The sequence below is a fragment of the Cytobacillus sp. NJ13 genome, from assembly GCA_030348385.1.
In the GTDB taxonomy this organism is placed as follows: Bacteria; Bacillota; Bacilli; order Bacillales; family Cytobacillaceae; genus Cytobacillus.
In genome coordinates this window covers 2,849,682-2,861,901 of the sequence record JAUCFP010000006.1, presented here as the reverse complement: position 1 = coordinate 2,861,901, position 12,220 = coordinate 2,849,682, and the positions used below count along the sequence as shown (strand labels likewise).

8 protein-coding genes and 1 pseudogene are annotated in these 12,220 nt (G+C 42.5%); 5 read left to right on the top strand and 4 right to left on the bottom strand.

The features are described 5' to 3' along the window. Positions 1–80 precede the first annotated feature (80 nt). A complete protein-coding gene (locus tag QUF73_14080; GenBank protein MDM5227329.1) occupies positions 81–620 on the top strand; it encodes a GNAT family protein in 540 nt (179 codons plus the stop codon). 193 nt (positions 621–813) lie between these two features. Here QUF73_14080 and QUF73_14075 read toward each other — a convergent pair whose 3' ends face one another. From QUF73_14075 to QUF73_14065, 3 genes are all read right to left on the bottom strand, one after another. After that, entirely contained in the window at positions 814–2,139 is a 1,326-nt protein-coding gene (locus QUF73_14075) for a CitMHS family transporter (GenBank protein MDM5227328.1), read from the bottom strand. 278 nt (positions 2,140–2,417) lie between these two features. Beyond that, positions 2,418–3,113 carry a response regulator gene (locus QUF73_14070; protein ID MDM5227327.1) on the bottom strand — a complete coding sequence of 232 codons (696 nt, stop codon included), beginning with the start codon at positions 3,111–3,113 and terminating at the stop codon, positions 2,418–2,420. After that, positions 3,110–4,729 (bottom strand): sensor histidine kinase, encoded by a 1,620-nt coding sequence (locus tag QUF73_14065; GenBank protein ID MDM5227326.1) that lies wholly within the window; start codon positions 4,727–4,729, stop codon positions 3,110–3,112. The genes QUF73_14070 and QUF73_14065 overlap by 4 nt, the downstream gene beginning before the upstream one ends. 529 nt (positions 4,730–5,258) lie before the next feature. Here QUF73_14065 and helD point away from each other — a divergent pair. Continuing rightward, positions 5,259–7,595, top strand: a complete 2,337-nt coding sequence (gene helD / locus QUF73_14060) for an RNA polymerase recycling motor HelD (protein MDM5227325.1) — start codon at positions 5,259–5,261, stop codon at positions 7,593–7,595. Between the two features lie 62 nt (positions 7,596–7,657). Continuing rightward, positions 7,658–9,178 (top strand): DHA2 family efflux MFS transporter permease subunit, encoded by a 1,521-nt coding sequence (locus QUF73_14055; protein MDM5227324.1) that lies wholly within the window; start codon positions 7,658–7,660, stop codon positions 9,176–9,178. A 62-nt stretch (positions 9,179–9,240) separates the two neighbouring features. Here QUF73_14055 and QUF73_14050 read toward each other — a convergent pair. Continuing rightward, a pseudogene (locus tag QUF73_14050) lies at positions 9,241–11,015 on the bottom strand (dihydroorotate dehydrogenase). A 237-nt stretch (positions 11,016–11,252) separates the two neighbouring features. Between QUF73_14050 and QUF73_14045 the strand changes: the two are divergent. Then, positions 11,253–11,678 (top strand): MarR family transcriptional regulator, encoded by a 426-nt coding sequence (locus QUF73_14045; protein ID MDM5227323.1) that lies wholly within the window; start codon positions 11,253–11,255, stop codon positions 11,676–11,678. Between the two features lie 12 nt (positions 11,679–11,690). Beyond that, the gene (locus tag QUF73_14040; GenBank protein MDM5227322.1) at positions 11,691–12,209 is read left to right on the top strand and encodes a GNAT family N-acetyltransferase; all 519 of its coding nucleotides are present in this window, start codon (positions 11,691–11,693) and stop codon (positions 12,207–12,209) included. Positions 12,210–12,220: the final 11 nt, after the last annotated feature.

The following is a 12,220-nucleotide window of genomic DNA, read 5'->3' as shown; positions in this document are numbered from 1 at the left end:
GGGCAGTTAAATTGAAAATGAAAATTCTAAAAACATGATAAAATTTTTATCAGTTTTAATATTTTTGAAGTGGTGAATTTATGAAGATTATAGAAAAGTTTGCTGATGTACCTAGTATAGAAACGGAACGTCTCATACTTAGAAAAGTCACATTGGATGATACAGAAGATATGTATTTATATGCTTCGGATGAAGAAGTAACGAAATCTGTAACCTGGGACACTCATTCTTCATTAACAGATACAATTGAATTTATAAATAAGTTTTTACCTCAATATGATGCTCCATGGGGGATAGAGCTTAAAGAAAATGGTAAATTTATTGGAACGGTTCACTTTGTTTGGTGGCAGCCAGAACACGATAGTGCTGAAATAGGATATGTTCTATCTAAAGAATACTGGGGCAAAGGCTTAATTACTGAAGCTGCAAGAGCAATCATCTCTTTTGGTTTCGACAGTATGAACTTAGTTCGTATTCAAGCGAGATGCTTTTTAGAAAACAAAGGTTCAGAGCGTGTTATGGAAAAGTTAGGTATGTCTTTTGAAGGTATAAGCAGACGAGTAATGTATGTTAAAGGGGAACATAAGGACTTAAAGGTGTACTCTATATTAAAGTTTTAGATGTATGGTTATAACGAACATTTAACGCAGTAAAACAAAGTCAAATGCTGCGTTTTATGTTTTTTACTCGATTCAAGTAATGATCGTCATTTTACCAATTGTGTTAAATAAGATTTATGAAGAATTACACTTAAACTATAGAGTGCGTTGCAGATTAATAGGGTGATACGAATAATATGTATCACCCTAACTATTAAATCGAAATAACGCCAAATGCAATGGCAGCAACGATCATAAATAATGAAGAGGCAACTGCCCATTTTAAAGCAAAACGCTGATTCTGGCCATAGTCAATTCCTATCATGCCGACTAGAAGGTAACCTGCGGCATAGAGCGGGCTTAATACGTGAGCGGGCTGGCCGAGTACTGATGCACGGGCAATTTCAGCCATAGGAATATTGTAGCTGGCAGCAGTTTCTCCAATGATTGGGATAATTCCATAGTAATAGGGATCGTTTGCCATGAAATACGTAAATGGCATGCTCGTGATAGCCGTAATTAAAGGCAGCTGGGTTCCCAATTGTTCTGGAATGACCTGGACAAGTGCTGTCGCCATTGCATCTACCATTCCAGTCCCGTTCATGATTCCTGTGAATATACCAGAGGCAAAGACTAATGCGACCACTGCGAGAACATTTCCAGCATGAGCGGCAATGCGTTCTTTTTGCTGTACCAGGTTTGGATAGTTGATCATCGCGGCAATCGCGAATCCTAACATAAAGAGAACAGGGAGCGGCAGCAATCCGGCAATTAAGGCAATAAGCAGGCCTATCGTCAGTCCGGCGTTAACCCAAATTAACTTTGGACGCTGCAGCTCTGCGAACTTTTCTCCATGATCAACAGCGGCAGCGGTTTGTTCCTTGGCCGCTTGAATCTCACTGGCAATTGGGCCATCCATTTGGCAGATTCCAATCCGTTTCCGTTCCTTTAATCCAAAATGCCAAGCAACTAGAAGGGCAAAGACTATTCCAGCTGCCATTACAGGAATAAGCGGAAGAAATACTTCCTCGGTTGTGAGCTGCAAAGAGCTGATGACTCGGGCTGTCGGTCCGCCCCATGGCGTCATGTTCATGACGCCGATAGAGAGAAGTGCGAGCGTTGCGAGCATATATAAATTCATATTTAGCTTTTTGTATAGAGGCAGCATGGCTGTGACAGTAATAATGAATGTTGTTGTCCCATCTCCGTCCAGGGCAACAAGTGACGCGAGAGCAACTGTTCCGAGGGAAATCTTTAGCGGATCCCCTTTTACAATCCGTAAAATCGTATTCACAATTGGTTCAAATAAGCCGGCATCAATCATGATACCGAAATAAAGGATAGCAAACACAAGCATAACACCTGTAGGAGCAACTTGCTTAATCCCTTCGAGCATCATATCCCCGATTCCGGTATAAAAACCGCCAATTAAAGCAAAAACAATTGGTACAATAATTAATGCCAGTAGTGCAGACATTCGTTTTGTCATAATTAAGGCCATAAAAACAGCAACCATAAAATATCCAAGCAACGCGAGCATTTGAACCCTCCTAAATATTTGTAAGCGCTTCCTTTCGAATTACTTTAACAGGACTGCTCTCGTAAGAATAGATTAGTTGTTTTATTTGAATAAAAAGCAATAGTTTCATAATTTTCATATTTTTTATGAAAATAGAGAAATACCAGATTATGTAAGATTACTATCTTTCACTAGGGAGCTTATTCGTTAAATTGAACTTCTTGGTCAGGTAATGTTTATCCTATAGAAGCTTCTTTAAGACATAGCTAAAAAAAGCAAGCCCCTTTGTAAGGGGCTTGCTAGGGTTGTTTGTATCGGCGTTCTGGACGGCCCACGCTGCCATAGACAATATCGACTTCCACCAGGTCAATCGAAACCAGATACTCTAAATAGCGCCTTGCCGTGGAGTGGCTTGCTCCGATTTGCAAACCTACTTCTTCAGCGTTTAGGCTTGTAGATGCAGCTTCCATTGCTTGTGTAACTTTGCGGAGTGTATGTTTGTCGATGCCTTTTGGCAAAGTTTCGGCCTCGTGCTTTGTCTCGGCAGCTGAAGTGTTTTTTTGAAAGAGCCGCTGTATTTCATCTTGTCTGATATGGGAATTTGTTTGCCAGGCATGCCTTGTTTGGCTGTACTCTTCAAATGTTGAAAAAAAGCTGTCAACCATAATCGGTTTCAGGAGATAGCTATATGCTCCTCCACGCATGGCGTCTCTTACTGTTTTAGCATCATTTGAAGCGGTTATCATAATGATATCTACATGACGGTGTGCGTGTTTGATTTGGAATAGCAAATCAATGCCATTTGCATCTGGCAGATGAACATCGAGCAGGATCAGATCTGGTGTAATAACGTTTAGCAATTGCATGGTTTCTGAAGCAGTTTGTGCTTTTCCGATGACAGTGAAGTCTTTTCTGTTTTGAATAAGCTGCTCATATACAGACGAAGCGACAGGGTCATCCTCAACGATAAGCACCCCAATTGATGGGTTAGTCATGATTCTCTCTCCTTCCCGTTTGGGTAATCGGGCTTAGTTTTTGGAATGGCGATTGTCATACATGTTCCTTCTGATCGATCTGTACGGTACCATTCCCCGCCAAGCTGGCTCAATGCATGCTGCATAATGGTCAGGCCCAGTCCATGCTGGGGGTGATTTTTGGTTGTCGCTCCTTCTGTAAAAAAGTAAGCTTCTTCTTCAGAGGTCATGCCTTTGCCATTGTCTTCAATATCCATAATCAGCTCGTCTCCGTAGTCTGTAAAGGACAGGTGGACAGTGGCGTTTTTTCCTTTCCATGCAGAAGACGCTTCCAGAGCATTATCAATCAGATTACCAACCACTGTCACGACATGCTCGCTTTGAATGGTATCAGGGAAGTCCAGCCACTGGCTGTTTTCGTCGAATGTAATTAATACTTTCATTTCTTTGGCGCGGTTCACTTTCCCAAGAAGAAGGGCAACAATCAAAGGATCTTTGATTGCAGACATTAAAAAGGTGACAGTTTGCTGCAATTCCTGCACTTCCATCTTCATAAGTGCCTTTGCTTCTTCGTAACGATCCAATAGCAGGAGCCCGTTTAATGTGTTCAATTTATTTAAATATTCATGGGTCTGTGCCCGAATATGGTTGGCATGCTGCCGGATTTCAATAAGTTCATTTGCCAAATCTTCAACTTCAGAGAAGGGGCGAATAGTCAGCACTAATCCTGATATTGCCGTTTCTTGAGCCTGGATGGGCGAGATGTCTACAATATATATCGAGTTGTTTATGAGCACTTGTTCCTGAATGAAAAGGTTCGGATTCAGCAAGGCAGTTTGTATAAGCGCTTTCAAATGTGGCTCAGTCAGTGTATCTTTTGTATGTTCACCCAGAATGGTACGCGCTTTTTTATTGGCTGATAAAATATTGAGATCAGGGCTGATAGCAAGAGTGGCATCCGCAATTGATTCCAGAATAGCCTGCTTTTCAGAGAAGGCATGAGAAATTTCCTCTGGCTCCAGATTAAAAATAAGCTTCTTGACACGGCGGGCAATATAGAAGGCGCCTGGTATGCCAATGAGAAGGGCAAGTCCGCCGAAACCGGCTACCCGCAATTGATAGACGAAAATTTTACCTTCTACTTCATTGGTCAAGAAACCAACGGAAGATACACCGATAATCGTACCGGACTCATCATAAATGGGTGTTTTCGCTTTAACTGCTTCTCCTAAAACGCCGTTTCCAATAAAAACAATAGAATCTCCTGCCAGCGGGGCTTTATTGCTCGTTTCTGTAACTCTGCCAATTTGATTCGGATAGGGATGGGAATAACGGATACCATCCTCGTTCGCTATTACAATATAATCAGCGCCTGTCCGTTCTCTTAGCTTCTCGGCAATAGGCTGAATCAATTGTGCTGGATGATCTGTATAAAACGCATTAATGATGGAATCGTTTTCGGCAACCAATTCCGCAACTGTCAGCGCCTGCTGTCCAGTTGTCTTCTCAATCATTTGGTCAATAATGGATGAAAAAGAAATAATAATTAACAATATGCAAATTAAGAGTACAGTAAGCACGAGCAGAACCATTTGGCCGAAAAGCCCAGGCTGTTTAAATTTAAAAGGTTTCGACAAAATGGCCACCTCCAGCAATTTTATTTTACTACTAGATTAAAGGAGGCGATGCTATTCGGCAAGGTAAAGTTCACGTGCTCTAAATGAATAAAGCTTTGGATGCATGAAAGTAATAAGAAATATAAAATAGCAATCTTTTGAAAAAATTACTTAAATAAATGGATATTCGATAACCGGACGCTTTTCAGGGACAGGGCTGGTGCTCAGTCTTTAAAAGGCCAGACTATTTGTTAACAATGGGGAAGTTATTAAGAAAATGTCCTGATGCAAACGGGGCGGGGATCAGTAAAATAAAAAAAGGGGATAAAAAAATAAAAAGAGCCGTAATTAACATTGGAAACGTTAATTACGGCTCTGTCAGAAGTCAAAGAATTAAGTAAATACCATTGAAAAAAATGTAACCCTGTGGTAAATTTATATAGATGCGCATTATGTAATAAAATTTAAATATATTTTCCCTATCTTAATTATATAATGCAATCAATTCGTTTGTCAACCCTTTTATAAATTTTTTTAAGGAGTGTTTGCTATGAATTCGAAACTTCAGCAGGAGCAAAAACGATTGGACAGTGTCATGGGGACAATTGCGGAGGAAGTCAGCAGATTGGAAGAAGAAACCTCCAGGCGTAAAAACGAAGTGGTTCATATACGCAAACACTTTTGGGATGAAGTCAAGGTGAATATTGATACCTTCGATGATTACCTGGAGACCATTATCGGGTTGAGGCAGGAGGCTCAAGCTCTTTCGGTCAGCCAAAGCACTCATAGACATGCATCCAAGCGCTTGTCCACGCTGCGCAGGATGGAGGAGGTTCCCTACTTCGGCCGGATTGATTTTATGGAAGAGGGCTCATCAAATCAGGAACAAATCTATATTGGCATCAGCTCGCTGAGGGATGCCAGCGGTGAAAATTTCCTTATTTACGATTGGAGGGCACCGATCTCGAGTGTCTACTACGATTACCAGCCCGGTCCCGCTAAGTATGAAACACCCGGAGGCACTATCCAGGGCACATTGGAGAAGAAGTGGCAATATCTTATCCGCGGCGGCGTTCTTCAGTCCATGTTCGATACAAGTCTCACCATTGGCGATGAGATCCTGCAGGAGGCTCTGGGCAAGGGTACTGATAAACATATGCACAATATAGTAGCTACCATTCAACAGGATCAAAACCGGATCATCCGTCATGATCGCGGAAGGCTGCTCATTGTTCACGGTGCGGCTGGCAGCGGCAAGACATCGGCTGCCCTGCAGCGGATTGCTTATTTGCTGTACAAAGATCGGGATAATCTAAATGCGGAGCAAATTATTTTGTTTTCGCCTAATTCAATGTTTAACAGTTACGTGTCCAATGTGCTGCCGGAACTCGGTGAAGAGAATATGCAGCAGGTCACATTCCAGGAATATTTGGACCATCGGCTGAGTAAAGAGTTTGAAGTTGAAAATCCATACGGGCAGCTGGAATATGTGTTAACAGCATCCAATACCCCTTCCTGCAGGGCAAGGGTTGCGGGCATTCAATTCAAAGCATCGGCCCGCTTTTTTGAGGCGATCCATGCATACCTGAAGTCGCTGGAGTTATCTGGAATGCTATTTAAGGACATAATCTTCAGAGGAAAGCCGATTGTTTCCGCGCAGCAAATGGCAGAGAGGTTTTATAGCAGTGACACTTCACTACGTTTTCATAACAGACTTGAAAAGCTGATGGATTGGCTCATTAAGCTAATCAAAGAAGCTGAAAAGGCTGAACGGAATAAGCCGTGGGTACAGGAGGAAATCGAGCTGCTCAGCAATGAGGAATATCATAAGGCACATGCCTATCTCGCGAAAAAACGAGGCTTTAAAGGAGATTCGATTCATGATTATGAAATCGAGCCTGAAGCGTTAGCCCGGTTGATTGTCCGGCAAAAGCTGAAGCCGCTGCGAAAACGAATCCGGGCGTTGCGTTTTGTTGATTTTAAGGGGATATACACGCAGGTTTTTGCTGATCCCATCCAGATCAAACAGTGGATAGAAGGGGAGACTCCAGCGGAATGGACAGAAATTTGCCGGATGACGCTTGAAATGCTGGATAGAGATCACCTGCTTTATGAAGATGCTACCCCGTTTTTATATCTGAAGGAGCAGATTCAAGGATTCCAGACGAACAGTTCGATTAAACACATCGTCGTTGATGAGGCACAGGATTACTCGCCTTTTCAATTTGAGTTTCTAAAACGTCTGTTTCCTGCGTCCAAGATGACGGTGCTCGGCGACTTTAATCAGGCGATATTTGCCCATGCCAGCGAAATGGCTGATTTTCATCCGCTTGTCAGCCTATACGGACCGGATGAAACAGAAGTGATTAATATAGCACGAAGCTACCGCTCCACAAAGCCGATCATAGAATTCACACGAAGACTTGTACCAAACGGCGAAAGGATCATCCCTTTTGATCGCAGCGGCAAGCGGCCCGAGCTGAAACAAGTAGCCGGTCACGTGGAGCTGCACAGCTGCATCGCCTCTAAAGTCGCGGATTTACGAAGCCAAGGGTTTAAAAGTATTGCGATCATATGCAAATCGGCTGAAGAAAGTTTACGTGCATATGAGGCCTTGTCCGGCATCGATGGAATTAAACTCTTGAAAAGCAACTCGACTGAATATGAACAAGGAGTGGTGGTCGTACCGTCGTATTTGTCCAAGGGCATCGAATTTGATGCTGTCATCATTTATGATGCGTCCGAGTATGTCTATGGTGATGAAAGCCTGCGCCGAGTTTTCTACACCGCCTGCACCAGAGCTATGCATGATTTGCAGCTTTACAGCGCAGGGGCACCGAGCCCGTTTTTGCAAAACGTTTTGCGGGAAGGCTTCATTCAGGTCTGACCCGGTTGGGTGTATCCGATAAACAAATCTATATTTAACATAGAAAGAAGGATTGATTCTATATGTCGCAGGAAACCAATGAGGTTCAAAACAAACCGCCATATGGCATGATCGCCATTTTATTTATCGGGGCTTTTGTTGCGATATTGAATGAAACATTGCTGAACGTTGCCCTCCCATCCATTATGGAAGAGTTCGATGTGAATGCAACTGCCGTACAATGGCTGTCTACAGGCTATATGCTTATTAACGGGATTTTAATCCCGGCGAGTGCGTTCTTCATTCAGCGATTTTCTGATAAAAAGTTATTTATTACAGCCATGGCATTATTTACTTTGGGAACATTCCTGGCCAGTATTGCGCCTGCATTTGGTGTGTTATTAGGAGCTCGGATGATTCAGGCTTCAGGATCCGCGATTATGATGCCGTTATTAATGAATGTCATGCTTACCGCATTTCCGGTTGAAAAAAGAGGGGCAGCAATGGGGATGTTTGGTCTTGTCATGATTACGGCTCCAGCGATTGGGCCGACTCTTTCAGGATGGCTGATTGAACATTACAGCTGGAGAATGTTATTTGACCTTGTTCTGCCAATTGCCCTGATAACCGTAGTTTTTGCAGTCATTAAATTAAAAGATATCACACCGCAGAGAGCGATTAAGCTTGATTTCATCTCGCTGGTATTATCAAGCATCGGATTTGGCGGGCTGCTTTATGGCTTTAGTTCAGCAGGGGAAAAAGGATGGGTTAGTCCCCTCGTGTACGGCACGATTGCGATTGGGGCACTTGCTTTAGTTACCTTTATAGTCCGTCAGCTTCGAATGGATGATCCTATGCTTGAGTTTCGCATCTACAAATATCCGATGTTTGCCCTCTCATCGGCCATTTCAATTGTGATAGCTGTCGCCATGTTTTCAGCGATGATTTTGATGCCCATCTATGTACAGACCATCCGCGGAATTTCACCAATGGATTCGGGTCTATTGATGCTTCCGGGAGCGATTGTCATGGGGATTATGTCTCCCATTACAGGGAAACTCTTTGATAAGTATGGGGCAAGAGTTTTGGCGGTGATTGGGCTGACCATTACCGTTGTAACATCTTATTACTTCAGCAGAATCGGCATGAATACGGCCTATTCTACCCTTGTTCTGCTGTATACCTTTCGGATGTTCGGGATGTCAATGGTCATGATGCCTGTCATGACAAATGGATTGAATCAGCTGCCGGCGATAAATAATCCGCACGGAACCGCTATGAATAATACGCTGCAGCAGGTATCCGGCGCCATTGGCTCCGCGCTGCTGATTACCGTCATGAACAACCGCACGAAAGAAAAAGCAGAGGAACTGGCTTCTGACACACTGGCCAATATGAGTGCCAGTGCAGCTCAGCCATCTGCACAAGCCGCAGCTGACATGCAGCAGCAAATCATGAATGAAGCGATGCTGCATGGCATTAATTTCACTTTCTTCATTTCTGCATTGATTGCGGTGATCGCACTCATACTTGCTTTCTTTATTAAGAGAGTGAAACCCCATAATGAAAATCAGACAGGTGAAGAATCGGCTGTTAAAGAGTGATAAATATACTGAAAACCGGGTAGTGTCCAGCTCTGGCACCGCCCGGTTTTTATTTGCAGCCACTATTTTTTTAATAAAAAAGGGGCGGTTGCGATGACTCCAATCACATACAAAAGCAATGCGAAGTAAGCAGGAAGCAGGTGGATAAAATCCGTATAGTTAATAAAAAAATGAGTTAAGATCCCGGCGGCGAATGCCGGAATGGCCCCAATGGTGAAGGACCACCACACCCATCTTTCCCCCTCGCGGATTCCCCATAAAGCCAGCATCAAGACGAGCAAGCCCACACTTAAAAGCGCACTTCCAAATCCCGCACGGTCATGTGCGATCACAGGAATCAACCGATCGTTAAACTCGTTCAGAGCCTCCGGAGTCAGACAAAGATAAGCAAGGTCCGTCGGTACAAATACATGTGAAGCTCCAATGACGGAAATGACCATTCCGCCAATAGCTAATGAAAACCCAAGTATCACAAAGCAAAGCTGGCCGAATAAGCTCAGTTTCCACTGCGGACTGTTGGAAAGGTTTGAACTGGCGGGGGATGCATTTGCCGCTCTTGTTTTTGCATAACCCAAAATAAACAAGGGCAGTAAAATAAGCCAAAACAGCCCATGGAGCCAATCGAAATAACCGTAGCCAATAAACAGGACAATTCCCAGGAAGCCGATAGTTCCTGCTATATTTACTGCTTTTCTTGCCCAGTGGAGACCATTTCTTATTCCATGCCTGGCAAGCTGCATATAGATGATTCCCCCAGAAATCATCGTTCCTGAAAGCGTCATTCTGTCATGAGCCATAAAGTATAAAATGGCAGGGTTAAAATAAATAATATCTTTCCTAAAGATCCCCAGAAATCTTTCATCATAGGGAAGGATCACCGAAGTCATGCTGAAGAACAGGGCAATGAACCCTGCAATGGCAATAGCTAAGCCAAAAAGCCAGTACCAGCGCCATCCCTCCGCTTCGACAGGCTCCATGTTGAATGTGCTGGTATAGGCCTCATAAATCCTCTTCGGCAATCCGGGTCCAGTGAAAATGTACTCATCACCTAACATGATTAAAGAAGCTCTGTTTTCAAGCAGTTTAATAGCATCTGAAGGCTCTTTAACACAGCCTGTAGTGATGATGGGCAAATCTTCGCTGTACAGCTTCCTGAGAGCTGCAAGCTTATGAATGAGTTCTTCCAGTGAATCATTGCCAGTAAGAAGAATTCCGTCCGGGCTATAGTCCAGGCTGAGAGTATCATCCTGTGAAATAGAAAGGATGATAGGTTTATTTAATTCGTATTTAAATTTATTAAATTGACTCGCTGATTGAAAAGTATGGCTGCCCAAAATAAATCCGTCGCTAAAAGGAAGCAATTCTTCACAAATTTGGATTGCCTCTTGATAAGTACCTTCAACGTTTATAAGAAGCGGAATCTTCTTTTTCTTTAGTGAAAGCAACTGTGTCTTAGCAGCCGTTAACTCTACGGAAGAGTCAGTTAATCTATGTATCTTCTCTTGTTTCGGGTCTGCATATAGTTCTTCTGATGACCCTCGAATGGAAACGGGCCCAATTTCGATAAAACCAAACCCCAGATTCTGAAAAGCCTTCATCCCCGATAATTGAGGATCAATCCTGCCGCTTAGTCCGACTGGAGTGGAAAAATGAACGCCAAATACATTTTTCGCAAGCTTGCTGGAGGGTTCCAAATGACCAAGAAATTCGATTAATCCTTCCCCTATACGGCTGGATGAATCATGCTCATTCCGCGATGGATAAACTCCCTGCTGAAGGAAGGCGGCAGCTTTTGAAGTATGGGCTTAAAAATAGGATGATACGACCAATCCGGCAAATAAACACCTCCCATCTTTATCTATTTTAGCATATGCTTTTGGGTGGTTAGGTTGTTTATTGTGGTGAAAGTTTGCTCTTTCGGTTAATAAATTTCCAAAGACAATTGAACCATTGGAATATTTTATTGCAAATGCAACAAAAATAGGTTAGATTAAATATATGGCATTATTATTGCATTTACAACAAAAAATATATTAAGGAGCTGAGTACGCTGGAAATTCTCCGTGAAATTGGCATGATCGCGAGGGCTCTGGATTCCATAAGCAATATTGAATTTAAAGAGCTTGACCTTACAAAAGGGCAGTATCTGTACCTTGTGCGAATATGTGAAAATCCTGGAATTATTCAGGAAAAGTTAGCTGAGATGATAAAAGTAGATCGGACAACGGCAGCCCGTGCGATTAAAAAGCTTGAAATGAATGGCTTTATAGAAAAGAAAGATGATGAACAGAACAAGAAAATCAGGAAGCTCTTCCCAACACAGAAAGGGAAAAAAGCTTTTCCTTTTATAAAAAGAGAACATGAATATTCCAATGCGATTTGCTTAGAGGGATTTTCCGAGAAAGAGGCAGAAACCATTTTCAAGCTGCTTCAAAGAGTTAGAAAAAATGTGGAGAAAGACTGGGAATATGTGAAAAAGGGAAACAAGAGAAATTATTAAAGGAGTGGCATAATGACTATTAATATGAAAAAATGTACGCTTGAAGATTTAAGCAGACTTCAGGAAATTAGTTATGAAACCTTTAATGAGACGTTTAAAGAACAGAATTCGCCCGAAAATATGGAAGCCTATTTGGAAAAGGCATTTAACCTAAAGCAATTAGAAACTGAACTATCTCAATCTTCCTCACAGTTCTGCTTTGTTGAATTTAATGGCGAGACTGCTGGGTATTTAAAGGTCAATATCGATGAGGCTCAGACTGAAGAAATGGGCGATGAAGCACTCGAAATCGAGAGGATTTATATCAGAAGCCCATTTCAGAAACAGGGGCTTGGTAAATATCTGTTCAATAAAGCCCTGGAAGCTGCGATGGAACATAATAAAAAGAAAATCTGGCTGGGTGTATGGGAAAAAAATGAAAAGGCAATTGCCTTTTATAAGAAAATGGGGTTTGTCCAAACGGGAGCCCACTCCTTTTATATGGGTGATGAAGAACAAACGGATTTTATAATGGCCAAGATTCTCAAATAATCTTTTCGAAG